20 protein-coding genes, 1 pseudogene and 1 other annotated feature are annotated in these 22423 nt (G+C 60.2%); of the genes and pseudogenes, 9 read left to right on the top strand and 12 right to left on the bottom strand.

From position 1 onward, the window contains the following. Positions 1 to 65 precede the first annotated feature (65 nt). The gene (purM, locus tag AC097P_RS10995; protein ID WP_479610460.1) at positions 66 to 1139 is read right to left on the bottom strand and encodes a phosphoribosylformylglycinamidine cyclo-ligase; all 1074 of its coding nucleotides are present in this window, start codon (positions 1137 to 1139) and stop codon (positions 66 to 68) included. A gap of 80 nt (positions 1140 to 1219) precedes the next feature. On the opposite strand from purM, the gene AC097P_RS10990 reads away from it, so the two are divergent. From AC097P_RS10990 to AC097P_RS10965, 6 genes are all read left to right on the top strand, one after another. Then, positions 1220 to 2302 (top strand): AI-2E family transporter, encoded by a 1083-nt coding sequence (locus AC097P_RS10990; protein WP_479610459.1) that lies wholly within the window; start codon positions 1220 to 1222, stop codon positions 2300 to 2302. Positions 2303 to 2314: 12 nt separating this feature from the next. After that, positions 2315 to 3001 carry a DnaA regulatory inactivator Hda gene (gene hda / locus AC097P_RS10985; protein ID WP_479610458.1) on the top strand — a complete coding sequence of 229 codons (687 nt, stop codon included), beginning with the start codon at positions 2315 to 2317 and terminating at the stop codon, positions 2999 to 3001. Between the two features lie 89 nt (positions 3002 to 3090). Beyond that, positions 3091 to 3765 (top strand): HAD family hydrolase, encoded by a 675-nt coding sequence (locus tag AC097P_RS10980; protein ID WP_479611058.1) that lies wholly within the window; start codon positions 3091 to 3093, stop codon positions 3763 to 3765. A 67-nt stretch (positions 3766 to 3832) separates the two neighbouring features. Next, positions 3833 to 5464, top strand: a complete 1632-nt coding sequence (gene pcnB / locus AC097P_RS10975; RefSeq protein WP_479610457.1) for a polynucleotide adenylyltransferase PcnB — start codon at positions 3833 to 3835, stop codon at positions 5462 to 5464. Positions 5465 to 5480: 16 nt separating this feature from the next. Then, positions 5481 to 5948 (top strand): 2-amino-4-hydroxy-6-hydroxymethyldihydropteridine diphosphokinase, encoded by a 468-nt coding sequence (gene folK, locus AC097P_RS10970; RefSeq protein WP_479610456.1) that lies wholly within the window; start codon positions 5481 to 5483, stop codon positions 5946 to 5948. 107 nt (positions 5949 to 6055) lie between these two features. Continuing rightward, a complete protein-coding gene (locus tag AC097P_RS10965) occupies positions 6056 to 7630 on the top strand; it encodes a methyl-accepting chemotaxis protein (RefSeq protein ID WP_479610455.1) in 1575 nt (524 codons plus the stop codon). An 8-nt stretch (positions 7631 to 7638) separates the two neighbouring features. Here the strand turns inward: AC097P_RS10965 and AC097P_RS10960 are convergent, their stop codons facing one another. The 5 genes from AC097P_RS10960 to AC097P_RS10940 all read right to left on the bottom strand — a co-directional run bounded on the left by AC097P_RS10960 (position 7639) and on the right by AC097P_RS10940 (position 14213). Further along, a complete protein-coding gene (locus tag AC097P_RS10960; RefSeq protein WP_479610454.1) occupies positions 7639 to 9552 on the bottom strand; it encodes a sensor domain-containing diguanylate cyclase in 1914 nt (637 codons plus the stop codon). A gap of 164 nt (positions 9553 to 9716) precedes the next feature. Continuing rightward, on the bottom strand, positions 9717 to 10172 hold the full coding sequence (locus tag AC097P_RS10955; protein WP_479610453.1) for a RidA family protein: 456 nt from the start codon (positions 10170 to 10172) through the stop codon (positions 9717 to 9719). A 119-nt stretch (positions 10173 to 10291) separates the two neighbouring features. After that, entirely contained in the window at positions 10292 to 11257 is a 966-nt protein-coding gene (locus AC097P_RS10950) for a transglutaminase family protein (protein WP_479610452.1), read from the bottom strand. Positions 11258 to 11273: 16 nt separating this feature from the next. Then, a complete protein-coding gene (locus AC097P_RS10945; protein ID WP_479610451.1) occupies positions 11274 to 13937 on the bottom strand; it encodes a circularly permuted type 2 ATP-grasp protein in 2664 nt (887 codons plus the stop codon). Positions 13938 to 13994: 57 nt separating this feature from the next. Then, positions 13995 to 14213 (bottom strand): hypothetical protein, encoded by a 219-nt coding sequence (locus AC097P_RS10940; RefSeq protein WP_479610450.1) that lies wholly within the window; start codon positions 14211 to 14213, stop codon positions 13995 to 13997. Between the two features lie 135 nt (positions 14214 to 14348). Between AC097P_RS10940 and AC097P_RS10935 the strand changes: the two genes are divergently transcribed. Continuing rightward, on the top strand, positions 14349 to 15236 hold the full coding sequence (locus AC097P_RS10935; protein WP_479610449.1) for a transglutaminase-like domain-containing protein: 888 nt from the start codon (positions 14349 to 14351) through the stop codon (positions 15234 to 15236). On the opposite strand, the gene AC097P_RS10930 is transcribed toward AC097P_RS10935, so the two are convergent. Then, the gene (locus tag AC097P_RS10930; RefSeq protein ID WP_479610448.1) at positions 15233 to 15967 is read right to left on the bottom strand and encodes a nucleotide-binding protein; all 735 of its coding nucleotides are present in this window, start codon (positions 15965 to 15967) and stop codon (positions 15233 to 15235) included. The two genes, AC097P_RS10935 and AC097P_RS10930, sit on opposite strands and share 4 nt — an antisense overlap. A 104-nt stretch (positions 15968 to 16071) precedes the next feature. On the opposite strand from AC097P_RS10930, the gene bamE reads away from it, so the two are divergent. Beyond that, on the top strand, positions 16072 to 16605 hold the full coding sequence (gene bamE, locus AC097P_RS10925; protein WP_479610447.1) for an outer membrane protein assembly factor BamE domain-containing protein: 534 nt from the start codon (positions 16072 to 16074) through the stop codon (positions 16603 to 16605). A gap of 297 nt (positions 16606 to 16902) precedes the next feature. On the opposite strand, the gene AC097P_RS10920 is transcribed toward bamE, so the two are convergent. The 3 genes from AC097P_RS10920 to AC097P_RS10910 all read right to left on the bottom strand — a co-directional run bounded on the left by AC097P_RS10920 (position 16903) and on the right by AC097P_RS10910 (position 18986). Next, positions 16903 to 17700 (bottom strand): hypothetical protein, encoded by a 798-nt coding sequence (locus tag AC097P_RS10920; protein ID WP_479610446.1) that lies wholly within the window; start codon positions 17698 to 17700, stop codon positions 16903 to 16905. Between the two features lie 141 nt (positions 17701 to 17841). Beyond that, positions 17842 to 18204 carry a hypothetical protein gene (locus AC097P_RS10915; protein WP_479610445.1) on the bottom strand — a complete coding sequence of 121 codons (363 nt, stop codon included), beginning with the start codon at positions 18202 to 18204 and terminating at the stop codon, positions 17842 to 17844. A gap of 236 nt (positions 18205 to 18440) precedes the next feature. Continuing rightward, a complete protein-coding gene (locus AC097P_RS10910) occupies positions 18441 to 18986 on the bottom strand; it encodes a contact-dependent growth inhibition system immunity protein (protein ID WP_479610444.1) in 546 nt (181 codons plus the stop codon). Positions 18987 to 19054: 68 nt separating this feature from the next. Here AC097P_RS10910 and AC097P_RS10905 point away from each other — a divergent pair. Further along, positions 19055 to 19674 (top strand): annotated as a pseudogene (locus tag AC097P_RS10905) (IS3 family transposase); the annotation flags it as partial. Next, positions 19144 to 19260, top strand: a sequence feature (AL1L pseudoknot). It overlaps the preceding pseudogene by 117 nt. 94 nt (positions 19675 to 19768) lie before the next feature. Here AC097P_RS10905 and AC097P_RS10900 read toward each other — a convergent pair. After that, positions 19769 to 20176 carry a hypothetical protein gene (locus AC097P_RS10900; protein ID WP_479610443.1) on the bottom strand — a complete coding sequence of 136 codons (408 nt, stop codon included), beginning with the start codon at positions 20174 to 20176 and terminating at the stop codon, positions 19769 to 19771. Positions 20177 to 20190: 14 nt separating this feature from the next. Further along, positions 20191 to 22383 (bottom strand): hypothetical protein, encoded by a 2193-nt coding sequence (locus AC097P_RS10895; RefSeq protein ID WP_479610442.1) that lies wholly within the window; start codon positions 22381 to 22383, stop codon positions 20191 to 20193. Positions 22384 to 22423: the final 40 nt, after the last annotated feature.

Raw genomic sequence — 22423 nt, 5'->3', positions numbered from 1 at the left:
ATATCCTAGCAAGCTGCGGGGCCGCCCAGATGCGCTGCACCAACTGCAGCCCGCAATTTGCCCGTTCAGGCGACGATGACGGGCGCAGAATCGCCGCGTTCGGCGATCACGCCAATGCTGTACACCGTTTCGCCCGCAGCGCGCAGGGTCTGTGCGCAGGCCTCGGCGCTGGCTGCAGCTACGACCACCACCATGCCGATGCCGTTGTTGAACGTGCGGTTCATCTCCATGTCGTCGATGCCCGCTGTCTTTTGCAGCCAGGCAAACAGCTCGGTCTGCGGCCAGCTGCCCTTTTTGAGGTGGGCGGCTGTGCCGTCGGGCAATACGCGGGGAATGTTTTCCAGCAGGCCACCACCGGTGATGTGGGCAAGGGCCTTGATGCCGCCGGGCGAAGTGGCGTCGTCTGAATGGGGGTGGGCGGCCAGCGCGGCCAGCACGTTCTTCACGTATAGGCGGGTGGGCTCCATCAGCGCCTGCTTGAAGGGCTTGCCGTCTAGCGTGGCGGGGGCGTTGGCGCCTGCGCGCTCAATGCACTTGCGCACCAGGCTGAAGCCGTTGGAGTGCACGCCGTGGCTGGCCAGGCCCAGCACCACGTCGCCGGGCTTGACCTCTTTGCCGGTCAGGATCTTGGATTTCTCGACTGCGCCAACGGCAAAACCGGCCAGGTCGTATTCGCCAGCGGGGTACATGCCGGGCATTTCGGCGGTTTCGCCGCCGATCAGCGCGCAGCCGGACAGTTCGCAACCTTTGGCAATGCCTCCAATGACTGCCGCCGCGGTATCTACATCCAGCTTGCCGCACGCAAAATAATCCAGAAAGAACAGCGGCTCTGCACCCTGCACCAGCACGTCGTTGACGCTCATGGCCACCAGATCGATGCCTACGGTGTCATGCATGTTCCACTCAAATGCCAATTTGAGCTTGGTGCCCACGCCGTCGGTGCCGCTGACCAGCACAGGCTCTTTGTAGCGCTTGGGCACCTCAAACAGCGCGCCAAAGCCGCCAATACCGGCCAATACGCCCTCGCGCATGGTTTTCTTGGCCAGCGGTTTGATGCGTTCGACCAGGGCGTCGCCTGCGTCAATGTCAACACCGGCAGCTTTGTAGGACAGGGGAGTGGGGGTGCTTGAATCGGTCATTTGAAGGGGTGGGCCATGGTCGCGTAGGCGAGCCCGATAGAATTTGCCCAGATTTTAAGGGTTCACCCGGTCGTTTCTGTATGCAATTCACCCCTCCACAAAAAACTTTTGTCGCCTGGAGCCTGATCGCCGCACTGCTCGCATGTGTGCTGTGGCTGTTGGCCCCGGTGCTGACGCCTTTTGTGGTGGCGGCCGTACTGGCCTATGCCTTGACCCCGCTGGTGGACTGGCTGGACAAGCTGGGGCGCGGCCGCATTCCGCGTCTTTTGGCGGTGGTTTTGGTGGAACTGGTCTTTATCGTAGCGGTGCTCGCGGTGTTGCTGCTGATGGTGCCTATCGTCGCCAAGGAATTGCCGTTGTTGCGCGAGCAATTCCCGCTGTTGATGGAGAGCTTAAACACCAGCCTGAAGCCGTGGCTGGCCCAGTGGGGCATACGCGTGGCGCTGGATGTGGCAAGCATCAAGTCCTTCATCGTGACCCACCTCAACGGCAACGTGGAGGACGTGGTCGGCTCCTTGCTGACCTCACTCAAGTTGGGTGGAAGCGTAGCGTTTTCATTGGTAGGCAATGCCATCCTGATTCCGGTGGCGTTGTTTTACCTGATGATGGACTGGGACCGTTTGGTCGGGCAATTGCGCGCCCTGATACCGCCGCGCTTGCGTGGCGCCACCGACAGTTTCATGGCCGAAGCGGATTCGGTGCTGGGCCAGTATTTGCGCGGCCAGCTGCTGGTAATGCTGATATTGGCGGTCTTCTACAGCGTGGGCCTGGGCCTGTTTGGTCTGGACCTGGCGTTGCCCATTGGCATATTCACCGGCCTGGCGATTTTCGTGCCCTACCTGGGTTTTGGCATCGGCTTGGTGTTGGCCGCGTTGGCCGGCTTGTTGCAATTTTCGGCCACGTCTGGCCTGGGCCAAACAGCGGCCATGCTGGCCGTGGTTTTTGGTGCCGGGCAGATCGTAGAGGGGTTTTTCCTGACCCCGCGATTGGTCGGTGAGCGTATAGGCCTGCACCCGCTGGCCGTCATCTTTGCGCTGCTGGCCTTTGGACAGTTGTTTGGCTTTGTCGGCGTACTGATTGCGCTGCCAGTCAGTGCCGTGATACTGGTTGCCGTGCGCCGCGTGCGCGCCGGCTACCTGTCCAGCCGTTTGTACCAAGGCTGAGCACAACCGACCATGAAGCAATTGGCATTGGATATAGGGCTGTCTGCAGGCCCCACGCTGGCCAACTTTTGTGCTGGCCCCAATGTGGCTGCGGTGCGCCACTTGGAGCTGTGGGTGGGTGCAAAGGCCACTGCCAGCAACCGCTCGCCGGTGCCAACTTATCTGTGGGGGCCAACAGGCAGTGGCAAGAGCCATTTGCTCAAGGCGGCGCGCGAGGCCTTGCGTGAGCAGGGTGCCCGCGTGGGCTGGATGGATGCTTCGGTGCTGGAGCCTGCGGAGTTCAACGAAGCCTGGGCCGCCGTGCTGCTGGACGATGTGCACTTGTACACAGCTGCGCAGCAGCACGCTGCGTTCAACTGGTTCATCAATGCGCAGACCCACCAACGCCCAGTGGTGGCCGCCGGCGAGTTTGCGCCGGTAGAACTGAAGCTGCGTGACGACCTGCGCACCCGCCTGGGCTGGGGCCACATATTCAGCCTGCTGCCCCTGAGTGAGCCCGAGCGCCGCGCCGTGCTGCGCCAGGCGGCCGACGCCCGTGGCGTGTTTTTGGGCGATGAGGTTATGGACTACATGCTGACCCGCTTCAGCCGCGACTTGGGACACCTGATGCAACTGCTGGAGTTGCTGGATGGCTACGCGCTGCAAACCCAGCGGGCCATCACGATACCGCTGATCAAATCCATGATGGACAACAATTGATGCCAGATATACCAAGCATGAGCGCCGCTGGGCCGTCCCAAGGCGCGAAGGCCCCCTCGGGGGGCAGCGAACCACACGCAGTGGCGCGCGTGGGGGTCGCACTCTTTGACCTGGACCACACGCTGATCCCCTTCGATTCAGATCACGCATGGGGCGAGTTCACGATTGGTGAGGGCTGGGTGGACCCGGTCGAATTCAAACGCCAGAACGACGACTTCTATGCGCATTACAAAGCCGGCACGCTGGATGTGCACGCCTATGTGCGTTTTGCTACGGAAGCCATCCGCCGCCAGGGCGCTATCAATTCCGTAGCTGCTTACGCACGTTTCATGAGGGCTAGCGTCCAAAACGCCATACAACCCCAGGCGCTGGAGCTGGTGCGCCAGCACCAGGCGGCGGGAGACATCGTGGCCATCGTCACCGCCACCAACGAATTTGTGACCCGCCCCATAGCCCAGGCTTTTGGCGTGGACGAACTGATCGCTGTGGAGCTGGAGCGCGAACCCGCCGCCGACGGCAACGGCTGGTTTACTGGCGCCATCCGGGGCGTGCCGTCCTTTCGGGAGGGCAAGGTGGTGCGCGTCGAGGCCTGGTTGCGGGCGCGCGGGCTGGACTGGGACACGGTGCACACCACGTTTTACTCGGATTCCATGAACGACCTGCCGCTGCTTGAAAAGGCCTCGGTACCGGTCGCCACCAACCCCGACGAGCGCCTGCGCGCGTTGGCCCTTGCGCGCGGATGGCGCATACTTGACCTGTTTTGACTGAGAGAAAACGGCGGGCGAAAACCCGCCATGGAAAGAGCAGAGAACCGTTCTGCATGAGAAAAGAATGATCAAAAAATTTATCGACAAATTGATTAGCAAGTCGTCCGACGCGCTATCCCGCAAAAAACCCAAATTTGGCAAACGGGTGGATGTGACGGTAGAAACCCACGGTATTGACCCTGCGTTGGTGGATGAGCGGGCCCTTAACGTGGTGCGCACCTTGCAAGACGCGGGCTTTGAGGCCTATGTCGTTGGCGGCGCGGTGCGCGACTTGCTGGTGGGTTTGCGCCCCAAGGACTTTGACGTAGCCACCAATGCCACGCCCGAGCAGGTCAAGAGCCTCTTTCGCCGCGCCTTCATCATCGGCCGTCGCTTTCGTATCGTGCACGTGGTTTATGGCCGCGGTCGCGAGCACGAGGTCATCGAAGTCTCGACCTTCCGCGCCTACCTGGACAACGCCGCCGCCGAGCAGGTGGCCGGCAACGAGAAAACCAGCCGCAGCGAGCTGGCCGGCATGAAGCATGCAGTGGACTCCACGGGCCGCGTGTTGCGCGACAACGTCTGGGGCCCGCAGGAAGAAGACGCCGTGCGCCGCGACTTCACGATCAACGCCATGTATTACGACCCGCAAACGCAGATCGTCGTGGATTACCACAATGGCTTCAAGGACGTGAAGAACCGCGTCATCCGCATGATTGGCGACGCGGCCACCCGCTACCGCGAAGACCCGGTGCGCATCATCCGCGCCGTGCGCTTTGCCGCCAAGCTCAGCCCGCTGGGCTTTGCGCTGGAGACCAAGACATCGGCACCATTGGTCAAGTCGCAGGAGTTGCTGGCCGATGTGCCGCAAAGCCGCCTGTTCGATGAGATGCTGAAACTGCTGCAGACAGGGCATTCACTGGCGTCCATCGAGCAGTTGAAAAAGCTGGGCATGGCCCGCGGCATCTACCCCCTGCTGGATGTGGTGGTAGAGCGCGCAGACCAGCCCTTTGTCAATGCCGCGTTGAAAGACACCGACCGCCGCGTCGGCGAAGGCAAGCCCGTGGCGCCCAGCTTTTTGCTGGCCTGCGTGCTGTGGGCTGATGTGCGCGACGGCTGGGCCCGCCGCGTGGAGCAGCGCCAGCATTCGCACCCCGCGTTGATGGATGCGATTGACGAGGTCTTCCATTCCCGCATTGGCGATGTGTCCGGCGGCGGCAAGCTGGCCGGCGACATGCGGGAGATATGGGTCATGCAACCCCGGTTTGAGAAGCGCGTTGGCAGCGCGCCCTTTGGCATGGTGGACCAGCCGCGCTTCCGCGCGGCGTTCGACTTCATGCGCCTGCGCGCCGATATCGGCGAGGTCGAAGAAGTGCTGGCCGACTGGTGGCAGGAATTCAGCATGGCCAGCGACGCGCTGCGCCAGGACCTGGTAGACCAGGTGCGTGAAGAGCAACAAAAGCGCCAGCGCCCAGCACGAGTAGCGCGCGCGCCCAAGGCGGAGGGGCATGCCGCAGAGGGCACTCCATCCGCAGCACCCGCTGACCACGCGCCACAAGAATCCGCACCCGCCTACCCAGAAGGGGGCGATGACGGTGCGCCGCGCAAACGCCGCCGCCGTCGCCGTACCGGCGCAGCCAAGGGCGCTGGCGGTAATGGCGAGACAGGTGGCGAAGCGGGTGGTGAGGCCGGTGGCGGGAGCGGCTCCGGTAGCTGAGAAAGGCCGCTCAGCCATGCGGGAACCCGTGACCGCCTACCTGGGCCTGGGTGCCAATCTGGGCGACCCAGCTGCCGCGCTGGCACAGGCCACAGCCCAAATTGGCCGCCTACCTGGCACCACCGTGACGGCCTGCTCGTCGTATTACCGCACGGCGCCGATAGATTCCACCGGCCCCGATTACACCAATGCAGTGGTCCAGGTGCACACCACGCTGACGGCACCAGCGCTTCTGGCGTTCTTGCAAAGCGTTGAGGCCGATGCTGGTCGCGAACGCCCCTACCGCAACGCACCCCGCACGCTGGACCTGGACATCTTGTTGTACGGAGACGCGCAGGTGTCCAGCGCAGCCCTGCATATCCCACACCCACGCATGTGGCAGCGCGCCTTTGTATTGTTGCCCTTGGCGGAGCTTGCACCCCACCGTGTGTCTGCTTCGCAATTGTTCGCGGTGGACCACCAGGTAGTTTCAAAGTTGCGCTGACATAGCGCCCGCGCGCCAAGGATGTGCTTGTTGTTTGCACAGTTCTGGTGCTATTCTTCGGCGAGAACCCCACAAGCCCGCGCGGGTCGACCAAAGGAGCACCAACGATGAACCTTAACCGCCTCAAAATCGCAACCAAGCTGTGGGTCTTCATTGGCGTTGTCCTGGCGTTGCTGGTTGGCATAGCCAGTGTGGGCTTGGTGCGCAGTGGCGCCATCCTCGCCGAGGGCCGCGCGCAGCAACTGGTAGCCAATCAATTGGTCCAAGTCGCCACACGCTGGAATGGTTTGACAGAAACCAATGCAGCGCGCAACCATGCCATCATCGTCAGCAGTGACCCGGGTGTTGCGCAAGCATTCAAGGATGCGGTCACCGCCACCACCAATGAAATATCAGAAATGCAAAAGCAGCTGGAGAGCCTGCCGCTGACTGATGTGGACAAGGCTCAGCTACAGAAGATTGCAGACCTGCGCAAGTCGGTGATCGCCTTCCGTGAGAAGGCCAGGGCTGCCCGCACGGAGGGCAAAGGGGACGATGCACTGCAAATCCTCAACGCCCAGTACCTCCCGGCCATGTCGAGCTATATCGCCGCGCAGAAGGAACTGGTGAAGATGCAGGAGAGGCGCTTGGTCGACGTACAGACTGAAACCGAAGCCCGCCGCCAGGCCAATAGCGTAGGCATACTCATCGGCCTTGCATTGGTCGTGGCGCTGATTGCAACCGGGACGATCTGGCTGGTGCGTTCGATCCGCGACCCGCTGGACCAGGCCAATGACATAGCGGCCCGCATTGCAGAGGGCGATTTGAGTGCGCAGATCAGCACGCGCCGGGAAGATGAGTTCGGCACCCTGCTGCGCTCGCTGGCGACGATGAATGATTCGCTGGGTCGCATGGTGTCGCAGGTTCGGTTGAGCACCGACAACATCGCCGTAGCCAGTGCCGAGATCGCCAGTGGCAACAATGACCTCGCGCAACGCACCGAGCAAACCTCCAGCAACCTGCAGGCCACCGCCAGCAGCATGGATGCGCTGACCGCCACCGTGCAGCACAGCAGCGACAACTCGCGCCAAGCCAGTGCTCTGGCGGCTAGCGCCTCTACCGTCGCGCAGCGCGGCGGCGCGGTGGTGACCCAGGTGGTTGCCACCATGCAGGAGATTGATGCCAGCAGCAAGAAGATAGCCGACATCATTGGCGTCATCGACGGCATTGCCTTCCAGACAAACATACTGGCGCTGAACGCGGCGGTGGAAGCTGCCCGTGCCGGCGAGCAGGGGCGGGGCTTCGCCGTGGTGGCCAGCGAGGTGCGCAGCCTGGCCCAACGCAGTGCCGCAGCAGCCAAGGAAATCAAGGGCCTGATCAGCACGTCGGTAGAGAAGGTGGAGTCGGGCACACGGCTGGTTACCGACGCCGGTGCCACGATGGAAGAGATCGTGCAATCGGTGCGCCGCGTAGCCGACGTGATTGGCGAGATCACCGAAGCCGCACACTCGCAGAGCAGCGGCATTGCCGAAGTCAACGACGCCATTGGCAACCTGGACCAGATGACGCAGCAGAACGCTGCCCTGGTCGAGCAGAGCGCCGCCGCTGCCGAGAGTCTGCGCGAGCAGGCGGATCGCATGAAGGAATCGGTGGCCGTGTTCCGCGTGGCGGCACAGCACCAAGGCGCGCTGTCGCTGCGCTGAACGGAAGTTCAGCCGATCGTGGTGTGGCGCACGCAGTTGCGCCCATCGCGTTTGGCGTCATAGAGCGCGCGGTCGGCCGCAGACACCAGGTCCTCCAGAGCCAGTGAGGCCTGCGGCACGACAGACACCACACCAAAGCTTGCCGTGATTCGCAGCGGTTTGCCCTCAAACTCCACACGCAAACGGTCTGTGGCGGTTCGCAGTTCTTCGGCCAGTGCGACGGTGCCGTGTAGATTGACGCCGGTCAACGCAATGACGAATTCTTCGCCACCATAGCGGGCCAGTATGTCACCGGCACGGTCGATGCGCGGGCGCAGCATGTCGGCCAGGGCGCGCAGGCAGGCGTCACCGGCCGGGTGGCCGAAGGTGTCGTTGATGCGTTTGAAGTGGTCAATATCCAGCAGGATGATGCTCATTGCACCGCGCTGCCGCTGCGCGCGCCGCAACTCGATGAGGGCGGCCGCGTCGAAGTAGGCTCGGTTGCCGATCTGGGTCAGACCATCGGTGGTGGATAGCATCTGCAGCCGTGCGTTGGCCTGGCTCAGCTGCTCCATGGCAGCGTTCAGGTCGTTGGTGCGGGACAGTACGCGCTGTTCCAGCTCCTGGTTGGCCAGCTCCTTGGTGCGTATCAGGGCGGCCTGGCTCGCGCGGGCCTTGCGTGCGTGGACCAGGGCCACAGCTTGCGCGTTGATGCGCAGCATGCGGTCGTTGTTGATGCGGTCGGCCAGCGTGAACGACAGCAGTATCACCAGCATCACGATGCCGATCTGCGAGGCGTTTGCCGTCCACACATTGATCGGCAGCCAGCCGAACTTGCTGGCGTTCAGCACGATGATGCCGATCAGGATCGCAGTCCAAGCCAGGCAGTAAAAGCGTGCAAACCGTGCACCCGCCAGCCAGCGCCAATAGCCCAGCAGCAGCGCGGTGATGGTGATCGGTAGCGTAATGGCGGCGGCAATCCGTATCGTCAGGCTGTAGGGAAGTACAAAACTCAATACGAACAGCGCCGCACTACCCACCATCATCGCCCGCACCGCGTAAAACGCTGGCCGAGAGAAACCCCGCAGCTTTAGAAAGCTTTCGGTGAACAGGCAGGTGAAGACCGCGGAGCTGGCTGCAAAGGTGGAAATGGCAAAGCTGTTCCAGCGCACCGCCTGGGGCCAGATGTAGGCGAAGCTGTAGCCCGTCAGCGTCAGGTGAAACATCAGGTAGTTGGCGATGAAGCAGATGTAGTACAGGTAATTGATGTCGCGTGTGGAGGCGAACACAAACAGGTTGTAGACCACCATGATCAGCAGGATGCCGATCACCGCGCCCTGGGCCAGGTTCTCGTCGTTGCTGGCGGTATGGAACTCCACCGGATCCCAAACGCGCAGCGGGGCCTCTACGGTGCCGGCCGAGGCCAGGCGCAGGTAGATGTCGTTGCGGCCCGGCGCCAACTGCACCGGCATGATGAAGTTGCGGTGGCGCACCGCCCGTTGGGCAAAGGGCTGCTCATCGCCCAGGCTGTACTGGGTTAGCAGCTTGCTGTCGGCAAAGTGGAACAGACGCACATCGTCCAGGAAGGGGATGGGCAGCTCGATGAAGCGTGCCAGCGGCTTGCTACTGCGGTTGTGCAGCTGGAAGCGAAACCAGTAGCTGTCTTGTGTGAAACCGAAATTGGGTGATTGGCGGGCGATGGGTTCCCACCCGACGGGGGCCGCACGCACCTGCTCCAGTGCCAGTGTGCGGCTGGCGTCCACCAGCACACCCATGCGCGGACCGATGTCCAGACGGCCAGCGGCGTCCGGGTCGAGGTCAAAAACGGGGAAACTGGCCGTGGATGGTGACGGCAGTGGCTCCGGCGGGGCGGCCGCGGCTGGCAGCGGTGCGAAGACCAGCGCCAGTGCATACAGCAGCAGGGCCAGACAGTTCACGCGCATGGCTGCAGTGTGCCAGTTTCAGTTACAGAAGGATGACCGTGCGGCGGCCAGAGGCTGCCGGTCGTCGCTTGGCGGCGCTGCCGTCGCCGGGCCGCACCAAGACGGCAACGGCCCCCTCGGGGGCAGCAGGCCACACGCAGTGGGCGAGCGTGGGGGCAATATCTTCAGGTCAATTCGGCGATCAGATCGATCTCTACGCAGGCGCCCATGGGGTTTTGGGCCACGCCGAATGCGCTGCGTGCATGGGCACCTTTGTCGCCAAACACCTCGGCCAACAGCTCGCTGGCACCGTTGGTGACCAGGTGCTGCTCGGTGAAGTCGCCGGCCGAATTGACCAAGGACATCAGCTTGACGATGCGCTTGATCTTGTTCAGGTCACCTACTGCGGCGTGCAGCGTGCCCATCAGGTCGATGGCGATGGCGCGGGCGGCGGCCTTGCCTTCTTCGGTGGCCATGTTTTTACCCAGCTGGCCCACCCATGGCTTACCGTCTTTCTTGGCAATGTGGCCGCTCAGGAAGACCAGGTTTCCGGTCTGTACAAAAGGCACATAGGCTGCCACCGGTACGGCGACTGGGGGCAATGTGATGCCCAGGCTGGTGAGGGTTTCGTAAACGTTCATGGTGGCCCCTTGGCTGGTGAATTTATCGTAAATGCGGCTGTAGCCCTCGTGGGGAAAGCGTAAGCCGCTATGAAAAGAGTAGCGACTTACGCGCCCTGTTAAGCACCCTCGCAGGCGCCCTAAAAGGTCTGGGACTGTGATTGTGACTGATTCTGACCCTGGCTCTGGCCCGCCCACGGCCCGGTGTCAACCGGCTCCACCGTGACGGCCACCTTGAGCCGGTGGTTGGCTCCGCCGTGGATGACGCCACGCAGCGGCGACACGTCGGCGTAGTCGCGGCCCAGCGCCAGCGTTACATAGTCTTCGCCGGGACTGCCCCAGCCGTCGCGGTTGTTGGTGGGGTCGAAATCGCACCAGCGTCCGCCGACGGCGCCGGCCCGTGCATCGGGCAGGTAGACCGATACCCAGGCGTGCGATGCGTCGCTACCCACCAGGCGCGGCTGGCCGGGGGCGGGGTGCGTCAGCAGGTAGCCGCTGACATAGCGTGCTGGCATGCCGTAGGCGCGCAGGCAGGCGATCATGATGTGGGCAAAGTCTTGGCACACGCCGGTGCGCTGGGCCAGCGCCTCGCGGGCGGGGGTGTTGATCTCGGTGCTATGGCTCTCGTACGTGAAGTCGTGGTAGATGCGCTGCATCAGGTCGCGCGCAGCCAGCAGCAGCGTGGGCTGGGCACTGAAGCTGGCGCGCGCATAGTCCGCAAAATCCGTATGGCGCGGTACGTAAGGCGATGCAAATACAAACTCGGCCGCGGCATCAAAGGGTGTGGCGGCGCTATAGCGGAAGCCTTCACGCACCTGCTCCCAGGGCACCGTGTTGTCCCATTGCGGCGGCGCCTGGGTGGCCACCAGGCTGTGGGCCACCACGTGCAGCTGGGTGTGCGCAGCCTGCAGCGCGAAGAAAGCGCGCGTGTTGCCATACACATCCTGCACCGTGGTTTGCTGGGCAGGCTCGGGGCTCACGGACAGCGTGTGGCTCAGCACCTGCTGGGTGGCGGTGTTGAGCGGCTGCAGGTAGGCCATGTGCTGGGCAATGTCCACGGCCGGCACATAGTCGTAGCAGGTCTCGTGGGTGATGTGCAGTTGCATGGCCGGCCTCTTGCGTCTAGGCGCCCAGGCTTTGTCCGGCCTCGCCGGAGTGCGTGAAATAGGTGGCGCTGATTTCCTCGGACACTTGGTAGGCGGCTTCACTGCAGCCACCCAGTAGGTCGGTCAGCGCCGCGTAGCTGGCATCTGCACCCGGGTCGCAAAGGGTCTCCAGCTGCCATGCGCTGGGGTCCGGCACGCTGTGCGACAGCAGGCCCAACTGGTCGGGTGCGCTGCCTGCCAGTTTGGCCAGGCGGCCGCGCAGCGTGTGGGCCACCCAGGCCAGGGCGCGTGGGTTGTCGCGGTCCAGCACCAGCAGGTCCACCAGCGGCGCGATGTCGTGGCTTTGCTGGTACTGGCCGTGGAAGGTGATGGTGCTGTCAAACAGCGCCACCATGGCCTCGAAGCCACCGTCGTGGTGCACAGCGCCGTGGGCAAAACCGGTGGCCAGCGCATGCGACAAAAATGCCAGGCGCTCGACGTGGCGGCCAATGCTCAGCAGGCGCCAGCCATCGTCGCGCGTCATGCGGTCGGTCTGAAGGCCGGTGATGGCGGCCAGGTGGTCGCTGGTGCGTTTCAAGGCGGCCAGCGCATGCAGTGCAGAGTAGTCGGCACCGGTGGGCGTGTGGGCACAGCTCTGCAGGAAGGCGTCTTCGGTGCGCTGCATCAGGCTCCAGTGTTCTTGCGACAGGCGCTCGCGCACAGCAGCACCCGCCAGGCGTACTGCGCGCAGGTTGTAGCCCACGCTGGTGGCCAGTTCGCTGCTGCCCAGGCTGGCAATCAGCGAGCGTTCAAACACGCGTCGGGCCTGGGGGGCGGTGCTCAACGGCGGAACACCGGCCAGCACCAGGTTGTTGTTCAGCGCCATCTGGCCCAGCCAGCTCAGCAGCGTGGGGGATGATTGGTCTTCGCCGGCCAGGCTCTCCAGCGTGAGCCGGGCCAGGCGCACGGAATTTTCTGCGCGTTCGGTGTAGCGGCCCAGCCAGAACAGGTTTTCTGCGGCGCGGCTGGTGACTTGGCGGGTGCGTTGGGCCAGCACCGACGGCGTCAACGCGGGGCGCAGCAGCGTGGTCTTGTCGACATCGCCATGCGTCATGACCCATACATCGGCACTGCTGCCGCCATGCTGCATGGATGCCACATCGACACCGGCCCCACCGGCCACGCGCGCCAGTCCGCCGGGCAGCACGCACCACGACTGCGGGCCTTGCGACACCGCAAACACCCGCAACATGACCGAGCGTGGCACGACGCCACGGTGGCCCGCACTATCGTTCTGCCAGGTCGGCATTTGCGATAGAGGCATGTAGTCCTGCACCGTGTGGTCGTCGGCGTGCTGCGCAATGCGGCCAGCCCATTCTTCCAGCTCGCGCTCAGACAGTTTGCGCCCCAGCACAGCGTCAAAATTGCCATGCACCGCAGAGCCAGGGTAGGTGGGTTTGATGGCGCAGGCATGCAGGCGCGGCAGCACCTCCTCCATCGCAGAGCGTTCGCCGCACCACCAGGTTGGCAGCGCGGGCAGCAGTAGCTCTTCGCCCAACAGGTGCCGGGACAATGCCGGCATAAAGCCCAGCAGCGCCGGCGACTCCAGAAACGCAGTACCCGGCGCATTGGCCACCAGCACATTGCCCGCGCGTATCACTTGCAACAGGCCGGGCACGCCCAGTGTGGAGTCAGAGCGCAGCTCCAGCGGGTCCATGAACTGGTCGTCCAGGCGCTTGAGCAGGCCATGCACCGGGACCAGCCCGCGCAGCGTCTTCAAGAACAGATGCTGGTCCCGCACGATGAGGTCACTGCCTTCGACCAGTGTCAGGCCCAGGTAGCGGGCCAGGTAGGCGTGTTCGAAATAGGTTTCGTTGTACGGGCCAGGCGTCAGCAGTGCAATGTGGGCATCGTGCCCGGCGGGGCTCATGGCCTTCATGCTGTCGATCAGCGCGCGGTAGGTGCCAGCCAGGCGCTGCACGTGCAGATTCTCAAATCCCTGCGGGAAAAGGCGCGAGACGGCCAACCGGTTCTCCATCAGGTAACCCAGGCCGGACGGTGCCTGCGTGCGCTGCGAAACCACCCACCAGTTGCCATCTGGCCCGCGAGCCAGGTCGAACGCCGCCACGTGCAGGTGCGAGCCGCCCACGGGCTTCACACCGTGCATGGCCCGCAGGTAGCCGGGGTGGCCTTGTACCAGCGCAGGTGGGATCAGACCCCGGGCCAGCAGGTTCTGCGGCCCATAGACGTCGGCCATGACCCGGTCCAGCAAGCGCATGCGTTGGGTGATGCCGCCTTCCAGTTCCGCCCATTGGTCGGGGGCGATGATCAGAGGAAACAAGCCTAGGGACCACGGCCGTTGCGGGCCGTCGGTATCGGCATAGACGTTGTAGGTGACGCCGTTGTCACGAATCTGGCGTGCCAGTGTTTCCGTGCGCAGGTCCATGTCACCTAGGCCATCAGACTCGGCATGTGCAAAGAATTGCCGCCAAGCCCCGGTAATATCTGGTTTTTCTGCTATTGAATCCGGAGCAATTTCGGAAGGCGGGGAACCCATAGCCGATGTGCGATTCCGCAACTCATCGAAATGGCCGGGGGCGGCCTCAGCAGACGCGAGCGCATGGTCCAGCGCTGACTGGCTAATCGGTATAGGGGCGGCCACGGTATCGGCAGGGGCTAGGAATTCGGATAGATGGCTCACTGCCCGCAAGTATGCCGTAAACCGTTTACGCGCCCGCCCCCGGGCGCGACGCGAAACTTACGACTTGCGAGTGGCCATCAGCAGAACCAAACCACCGGCGATGGCACCGATGCCAACCCACAATGGGATGTTGATGCGTTCGCGTTCGGTTACCTGCAAAGTCAGCGGGCCAATATTGGCGCTGCTGGTTTCCTTGGTGTAGCTGAAGCCGCCGTACAGCAAGCCTAGTGCACCTGCAGCGATCAAAATAATGGCGACCAGTTTGGTAGCGTTCATGGAAGTTCCTATTTCGTTGGGTAGCCTAAAGGGGCTGCCGTCAATCGGTTTGAGCCGATTGTGCTGTGTCTGCTACGGCGCGTCGGTGCGCCAACCCACAGATGAATCGCAGGTTTGCGACGATGATGTCGCCCCATGGTACGCATTGAATTACAACTAGCCCTGAACTATCAGATCGACTCGCCCGACGCCGATTTCGTGTTCAACATCCACGCCGCACAAACGGCCAGCCAGAGAGTCAGCTTCGAAAACCTGTGGGTCAGCCAACCGGTGAAACCCCAGCTCCATACCGATGCCTTCACCAACACCCGCTATATGCGCATTCACGCGCAGCAGGGTGAGTTGAACCTGAAGTACACGGCGACGATAGACCTGACACACCACTTTGCCGACCCCGTACAGATTGGCGAAGTGCCGATACGCGCGCTGCCGGCGGAGGTGATGGAGTACATCTACCCCAGCCGCTACTGCCAGTCTGATCGCCTGTTCAAACTGGCCAACAACAACTTCGGCCATCTGCCCCAGGGCTACAGCCGGGTGCTGGCGATTCGAGACTGGGTGCAACGGCATGTGGCCTTCACCTCCAATAGCTCAACCAGCAGCACCTCGGCCGTGGACACACTTATTGACCGTGTTGGAATTTGCCGCGATTTCGCCCACGTCATGGTAGCGCTTTGCCGCGCGTTGAGCATACCGGCGCGCTTCACGACGGGTACCGACTATGGTGCCGACCCCGTGCTGGGGCCGCCCGACTTTCACGCCTATGTGGAGGCTTTCATCGGTGACCGGTGGTATATCTTTGACCCTTCGGGTACCGCAATACCCATGGGCCTGATCCGTTTCGGGACAGGGCGCGACGCGGCTGATGTGGCCTTTGCCACGATCTTTGGCAGTGTCCAGTCCCACGCGCCTACGCTTCTGGCCACGGCTTTGGTGGATACGAATCTGGGAGCTGTGTTGCCTTACCACTGCCCGCAAGCGCTGTCTACTGACAGTGGTGTCACGCGCGGCTTCTCGGCCTAGGCCTCGGCTTTTATCAGCTCCGCGTAGGCATGCTGCAGCCACATAGCGAGCCGCTGGCGCTCCATCAGGCGCAGGCCGTTGTCGCTTGCAGCCGCCTCGTTTTGCGCTGCCCAGAAGCTGGTGTTGCTGGCATCGATTTTTTGGACGACGGCGTCGGCCAAATGCTTAAGGGAAATAACCTTGGCGCCCAGGGCGCGTGCGCGTTCCAGCTGACCCGATCGCTCCAGCTGACCAAAGTCGTCGCCCCGCAATTGGTTCAGCACCAGAACGTAGTTCAGGTTTTTTCCGTAGCGGTCCAGCAGGCGTGTCAACAGGTCGACCGAGTCGCGACCCGAATCCATGACATGCCAGTAGTGCAGTGTGAAGCCGGTGTCGTCGGCCATGTTCAATACGCCGGAGTCGTCGATCCACCGCACCAGTGGTTCATGGGTTTGGGCGGCCAGGTCAACCAATACGCGCACGCCCGGAATTTCGACTGCGGCTTCCACGATATGGTCCAGCGCCTCGTAGCGGTCGATCAGCACCGCCGATGCGTAATCGCTGTAAAAGCGCAGCAGCGCCCCGTGCGAGCGGTCGGTATCGAAGCCGACAAAGGGGATGTTCTTGTCAATGAAATACTGGGCCAACAGACGCGCCACCATTGACTTGCCAACCCCGCCCTTTTCGCCGCCGATCATATGGATTTTGGATACCGCAGCTGGGCTGCCGCCTGTGGAATAGAGAGAAGACATGTGAGGGTTTTCCGTGGGTTGGGCTGGATGGGCATCAAGCAAATTGGGTGCCATAGAGCTTACTATGCTGGCGTAATGGACGAATTTTTTACATCGAGGTCTGAATGTTGAAACCATATCACCGATCTTTTAACGTCTGGGCCGCAAGGTGGATGCTTGGCCTGACGCTGGTGGGCGCCGCTTTGCTGTTGAGCGCCTGTGATACCCAGCGCATCGCCGAACTGGAGGAGGGCGTAGCTACCGAAGGCGATGTGAGGATGAAATTTGGCGAGCCCGAGAAGGTGTGGGACGGCGAGAACGGTGCCCGCATCTTTGAATACAACCGCCAACCGGCCGGTGCCAAGAATTACATGATCACCATTGGCCCGGACGGCAAGATGACTGCGCTGCGCCAGGTGCTGGCCCCCCATGTGTTTGCCAAGATACAACCCGGTATGCCGATGGAAACGGTGCGCAGGATGCTGGGCAAGCCGATGAAGGTGACACCGTTTGAGCTGAAGAAGGAATGGCACTACGACTGGCGCTACATGGATGGCCCCAACGCATCCGATGCCAAAATCTTTACCGTGGTGTTTGACAGCGACTTGCGCGTGTTGTCCACCGGATCGGTGGCGGACCCGGCTTTGTCGCCGAACTAATCCATGCACGTTGCGAGCCAGTTTTGTTTGAATTCTCTCATGAGGATCATCGCCTACATTCCCCACGACCGTCAATGACCAGAAGTGAAAGGTGTAAAGGCTTTTTGTGTAAACAGCCAGTTGACAGGAGACTGCTACACCCAGTGAAATTGCAAATCAATGACCGTAACGAACGATCTGATCGACAGCCTTGAAGCCAGCTCTGCTCGTGAGTGGTTCAGGAATTCGAACTGGCTTCAACATAGAGCCCTAGCGGCGGCAGTAGCCGCCGCCAGCACCTTAAAGGCAAGCCTTCTGTCAACTGTACAAAGCAGCCCTGAGGCTATTTTGTTTATCTTTGGTAGTTTCATCACAGAAGCAATTTTCCGAAGCTAACACTTCAATAATGCCCTGCCCCAACGAACGTACCTTCAGCCAGTCAGCAGACAGTAAAGCTTCCTTGTGGTCTTCACCGACACTTTCCCAGAATGGCTTACCCAGCCACATTGTTGCGCCGATAGCCTCTACATAGCCCGGTCGCAGTGACCAGCGACCCGGATTGTTGGACGTATCAATTTCCAGCTGTTCCAGAGGCGGCGGCAGACCATTCGATTTCACTGGCAAGTGCGAATAACTCCGCCCCACGGCTTGGTATTGCGATGGGTCTTTCGCATTTTGCCAATAGTCGTAATCCACATCAGATATCCACGCCTGGACAAAGCCGTCGACTGCAAAAAAGGCCTCTGCCCAAACTGACCAAGATACAGCCAAACCTGTATTTACCTGCTCGATCGAAATAAAGCTGTGTTTGAGTGCTACGACGTGGCCAAAACGAAAGCACAGTCCGCCAGCCTCTACAGGCCTGCTCCACTTTCCTTGTTTTTCCACTTTACTCAAATATTCGTTCGCAGAAATTTTCTTTCCATGGTCGTCGAACTCCGTCAGTCCAAACTTTTGCATGGTGCGAACAATCATCTGTAATGCCTGAACATCACTGAGGCCCCCGACCTTAACTATTGGCCGCAAGGTGTTTGTGCCAATCTGCGTTTCCTCATGACCTTGTTCGCTGTCAAGCGTAAAGACCATCTTCAACTTTTCTTGTCTCTGCTCGTTCATTTGACTTCCTTGGCGATTACGGCCAGAGAATTGTCCAAGCCATATTGAAGCAACGGTTGGGCATGCACGTCCACCCGCATCCAGTCCGTTTTAGAGAAATGATGCGGGGACTGTAGTCGAGTCAGCAACATGCTGTTTGATCTATTTTTCCAGGCTTGGCGAAAAATTCCAAGCAGGAACCAGTAGCGCATTCCAATCTATTGGATCGTATCCATATACCACTTCGTATTTGCTATCGGAGGTGACGTGGAGCTTGCATTTTGTGAAGGGGGGTCTTTTTGCTTGCGCAAGGTGTCCCCGAAGTTTTCGGAGCAACGAATCGAAACTGTCTACTAGCGGAAGTGGTTTTTCTTTAACAAGCCCATCTTTCTCAATCAAATAGCTGTTGCAAAAGTCACTCTGGAAGTCGTCGACGGAATAGTTAATAATCATTTCACGCCAACCCGTTTCCGCGACTTTCATCGCGCGAGTTACGACTTCCTGAGTGATTTGGAATTGATTCACGTCTGTCACTTTAACCCTCGGTTGCTGGATGGGGAAAGACGTGTTTGCAATGAATTCGACCAAGTGTGCTGCCCCACCACAGCAAGAAGGTCTACAAGCTGAGGTGGGGTTTTGGTCTCAATTTAGGGCTAAGCGATCTGAAATGTATCCAGCATCAAGGCTGGATTGGAAAGTGCGAAAATTTTTCGTCGCCATATCGACTGAAGTGGCGCGAGCCATTTAAACCAATCTCAGATTTATACGACGGCGGCCGTACACCGCTCGAACGCCAATCGCAATGCGGCGCCAATTTCAGAGGGCTTACTTTCACAGGGGATTTCAACCGTTGCCTCGGTGCCTACGCCTAAACCAGCCCAGCCCTCTGCCCCGTCTCGTTGCATTGGGGTGATTTTGAGTACAGCGTTCTTTAACTCAATCCCACAATTCTTCAAGTCCTTGAATAAAGTGCGTTTGGTTTTGTAGCCATAGGTATCCATCAAGTTCTTTATCCATTGAGCATTTCTTTCGGCTACGAGCTTGTAGTCGTATTGTTCCATATCAAACTCAAGGCCTGGGGGAGGAACAAAGCCATTGCGAGGACTCCCAAGAAGCCAACGGCTATGCTCCAAAGAATCCAAGACCGCCATCCCCAATTTTTCGTCGGAGACGTCAGTTGCTAAAAGATGAAGTGTTCCCTTGGAATCACGACAAGCACTTCCTAGATACCCAGACCAAGTTTCGACACAAATAAAGTCGGCATTGCAATATGCCGCCGCCCATTTTCCTCTAACTACTTCGTTCATCATTTCACCACCGTAACGATGACAGTCACTCCATTGGATTGACAGTACTCAATTGCTTTTTTTATAACTTGACCACGAGCGAACGCGAGCAACTCAAGGCATTGCAGCGTGAGGTCAAGGATCTGCGCCGGGCCAATGACATTCTCAAAACGGCAAGTGTGTTTTTCGCCCAGGCGGAGCTCGACCGCCGACTCAAGATCTGAAGGCTTACATCGACCGCTACCGACATGCGTACGGGCTCGAGCCGATCTGCAAGGTCCTTCAGGTTGCCCCGTCGTGTTACCGGCGCCACGCAGCCCAAATGCGCAACCCAGCCTTACGCTGTGTACGAGCCCACCGTGAAGACGCTTTGATTCCAGGCATCCAAAGGGTCTGGCACGTCAATATGCAGGTCTATGGCGCTGACAAGGTTTGGAGGCAAATGAACCGCGAAGGCATTGACGTTGCCCGCTGCACGGTCGAGCGGCTGATGAAACGCTTGGATCTGCGCGGTGTGCGCCGTGGCAAGGTAGTGCGAACCACTTTCGGGAACACCAATGCACCGTGCCCGCTGGATCGGGGCAACCGGCAATTTAAGGCAGACCGGCCCAACCAGCTGTTGGTGCCGGACTTCACGTATGTATCGACTTGGCAGGGCTGGCAATACTCGGCCTTCGTGATTGACGTCTATGCGCGTCGGATCGTGGGATAGCGGCAAAGCAGTTCCATGCGGACAGACTTCGTGCTGGACGCGCTTCGCCAGTCGTACAACTAACAAATGCGGGGGCTTCTTCACCAATCAGTCAGCAAAATTCGACCTTGCAATCGCTCAGTGCGAACGCGCGACCGTCCGAAACTAAGAACCGGATGCCTTCGATTCGGGCCAACGGGAGGTGCAGCGCCTGTGCGCCAGCTTCGATGTCCTTACCCCAACCGTCGAGGTCTCCATGGTAGGAGATGGCATGGAATAGTTGACCGTCAGGAAGTGAAATTTTGCAGCCTCTGTCCGACCTGCCGCCGCTCTTTGCTTGACGAGGGGTGACCTGATTTGTGAGGGCATTGAACTGGTCGCTGAATTTGTTCAAGCCATCGTCCGCAAAGTAGACGACCCGCGACCCTTCGATTTCAACCGTGCCGGGGATCACACGTGCATCACGTTGTTCAATCTTCCCGCCAAGAATATTCTCCAGCCGCTCAAGTTTAGTAGTCATGTGTTTCTCCGTGCTCATTTGATCGGCGTGATGATGAACTTGAAGTTCGTGATCCCTGCCTCGCTGAAAATTTGAGTGTAGTAGGCCGCCAGTTCCGCGCTATTAGTATGGTAAACGACGCCACCCTCAAAACCAGCCGAGTATTGTGCCGCCTGATCGATCATTCTCTGTTGTTCGGCTAAGGCCCAAGGCTGCGAGCCGTTTGCGCTGGCGGGATTGCGAATCGAAGACGCCCAGTCCTCAACAAACTTGGCATCGACCGCCGTGGTCTTGCCACCAATGAAGGTTACCTCATCGGCCACGCCTTTGACGACCTCGCCGTTGACAATCGCTTCATATTGACGTGCGGCGTAAGGTGTGCTGCCGTACATGTCACGTACCGCAATTTCGTAACTCTGTCCTTTGTCTATGGCACGTGTACCAGTTATGGATACAGATTCTGTCGTCTCAAAAGCCGTTCCTGCCAGCTCCGGCGCCACGAGCTTCACTGGGATCGGATTCGAGTAAAGCGTTCCCGGTGTGCCGGTGTTCAGCTCTACCGAATAATCCCCATACTTTGCACCAGCCCAGCACATGGCGAGATTGGTCAGCAGCGCCGCTCCGGCCTGTGTCTTGTTGTCGTAGGTGAACAGCGGTGTGATGTTGTAGGGGTCAGTCTCCCTGAAGCCAGAAAACGTACCGTCATCGGCACCGAGCCGCTCGGCAATCAGGGTCCAGCCATTCAGGCTGAGCTTCACCGTGTTGGTTGCACCGTTGAACAGGTCGGGGCCGAAGTTTACGACGCCCTTGGCGACACCGGCTACCACATCGGAGGGGTTGTCGTAGGCGCCGACTGCGGCATCGGCGATGCTGTAGCCGACACCCGCCAGGGCCTTCATCGTGCCACCGAAGGCGTAAGTCAGAAAGCTGCCGTCGCTCACTGCGGCGTCCTGCACACTGCTCCAGAAATCGTTGGCCGAAGCTCGCCCCTCTGCCAAACTGCTGATATTGATGGATGCAGCAATGGGCGTCAGTTCATGCGTTTCGATGACTGGCGTTGGAACACCATACGTCGTTGCGCCGCTGTCGTACTCCGTCCAGGGTCGGCCGTTGCTGTCCACGCCGGTGGCCACGATGGCCGGGTTCGGGAAGAAAGATTCCCCTGAGCCCTTGCCGTCGCCGCTGCTCGAAAGGTTGGAGGTATTGAGGTCGCTTGTATTGGTCCAGTTGCCGAGGTCTTGCCCGAGAAGGCTGGTATTGCTGAAGCCGATATCGGAACCATTGCTCCAGGCCAAGTTGGCATCGTCCCAGGCAAGATCGCCCGTTTTGTACCACGCAGTGTCAACGTTTTGGTTGGCCGAAGTGAAGTCGATGACGACGCCACCGTTGTAGCTGTCTACTGACTGTATCGTAGGGATGAGCGTATCGACCGTGGCGCTCGAGACGCTGTTGTCGTCAACCGCAACGTTGTCCCATGACGAGGCGTCCCAGTTTGCCGTGCCGAAGTCCAGGTCGCTGCTTAAACTTCCCCAATCAAAGCTGCCATAGCCTGGTGTGGTGTAGCTAAATCCGTAGTCCGGCGTGCTGAAGCTACTGGTGTAGTCCGGCGTCGAAAAGCTGGAACCATAATCAAATGTGCTAAAGCTACTGCCGTAGTCTGGCGTCGAGAAGCTGGAGCTGAAATCCGGCGTACTAAAGCTAGAGCCGTAGTCGGGTGTGCTAAAGCTACTGCTGTAGTCCGGTATCGAGAAGCTAGAGCCGTAGTCGGGTGTGCTGAAGCTGCTGCTGTAGTCCGGTATCGAGAAGCTAGAGCCGTAGTCGGGTGTGCTGAAGCTGCTGCTGTAGTCCGGTATCGAGAAGCTAGAGCCATAGTCGGGTGTGCTGAAGCTACTGCTGTAGTCCGGTATCGAGAAGCTAGAGCCATAGTCGGGTGTGCTGAAGCTGCTGCTGTAGTCCGGTATCGAGAAGCTAGAGCCATAGTCGGGTGTGCTGAAGCTGCTGCTGTAGTCCGGTATCGAGAAGCTACTGCTGTAGTCCGGTATCGAGAAGCTAGAGCCATAGTCGGGTGTGCTGACGCTGCTGCTGTAGTCCGGTATCGAGAAGCTAGAGCCAAAGTCCGGTGTGCTGAAGCTGCTGCTGAAATCCGGTGTCGAGAAGCTGCTACCAAAGTCCATCGGCGCGAAGCTGAAATCCGACATGGAGAAACTGGGCATTGAGAAACTATCCATATACAGTTCTTTCTAATCCTGATTAGAACCTGCATGTCGT

It is taken from the genome of Rhodoferax sp. ZS1R8 (genome assembly GCF_056521325.1).
Note: the sequence above shows the minus strand (reverse complement) of the source record. Positions and strands in the feature narration are given on the sequence as shown.

Excerpts from the sequence above, each read along its gene's own strand:
- pcnB (WP_479610457.1), top strand. The coding sequence starts at position 3,833 with ATGATCAAAAAATTTATCGACAAATTGATTAGCAAGTCGTCCGACGCG.
- folK (WP_479610456.1), top strand. The coding sequence starts at position 5,481 with ATGCGGGAACCCGTGACCGCCTACCTGGGCCTGGGTGCCAATCTGGGC.
- purM (WP_479610460.1), bottom strand. The coding sequence starts at position 1,139 with ATGACCGATTCAAGCACCCCCACTCCCCTGTCCTACAAAGCTGCCGGT.
- AC097P_RS10965 (WP_479610455.1), top strand. The coding sequence starts at position 6,056 with ATGAACCTTAACCGCCTCAAAATCGCAACCAAGCTGTGGGTCTTCATT.
- AC097P_RS10955 (WP_479610453.1), bottom strand. The coding sequence starts at position 10,172 with ATGAACGTTTACGAAACCCTCACCAGCCTGGGCATCACATTGCCCCCA.
- AC097P_RS10895 (WP_479610442.1), bottom strand. The coding sequence starts at position 22,383 with ATGGATAGTTTCTCAATGCCCAGTTTCTCCATGTCGGATTTCAGCTTC.
- AC097P_RS10935 (WP_479610449.1), top strand. The coding sequence starts at position 14,349 with ATGGTACGCATTGAATTACAACTAGCCCTGAACTATCAGATCGACTCG.
- bamE (WP_479610447.1), top strand. The coding sequence starts at position 16,072 with ATGTTGAAACCATATCACCGATCTTTTAACGTCTGGGCCGCAAGGTGG.
- AC097P_RS10910 (WP_479610444.1), bottom strand. The coding sequence starts at position 18,986 with ATGAACGAAGTAGTTAGAGGAAAATGGGCGGCGGCATATTGCAATGCC.
- AC097P_RS10920 (WP_479610446.1), bottom strand. The coding sequence starts at position 17,700 with ATGAACGAGCAGAGACAAGAAAAGTTGAAGATGGTCTTTACGCTTGAC.
- hda (WP_479610458.1), top strand. The coding sequence starts at position 2,315 with ATGAAGCAATTGGCATTGGATATAGGGCTGTCTGCAGGCCCCACGCTG.
- AC097P_RS10960 (WP_479610454.1), bottom strand. The coding sequence starts at position 9,552 with ATGCGCGTGAACTGTCTGGCCCTGCTGCTGTATGCACTGGCGCTGGTC.
- AC097P_RS10900 (WP_479610443.1), bottom strand. The coding sequence starts at position 20,176 with ATGACTACTAAACTTGAGCGGCTGGAGAATATTCTTGGCGGGAAGATT.
- AC097P_RS10950 (WP_479610452.1), bottom strand. The coding sequence starts at position 11,257 with ATGCAACTGCACATCACCCACGAGACCTGCTACGACTATGTGCCGGCC.
- AC097P_RS10930 (WP_479610448.1), bottom strand. The coding sequence starts at position 15,967 with ATGTCTTCTCTCTATTCCACAGGCGGCAGCCCAGCTGCGGTATCCAAA.
- AC097P_RS10990 (WP_479610459.1), top strand. The coding sequence starts at position 1,220 with ATGCAATTCACCCCTCCACAAAAAACTTTTGTCGCCTGGAGCCTGATC.
- AC097P_RS10940 (WP_479610450.1), bottom strand. The coding sequence starts at position 14,213 with ATGAACGCTACCAAACTGGTCGCCATTATTTTGATCGCTGCAGGTGCA.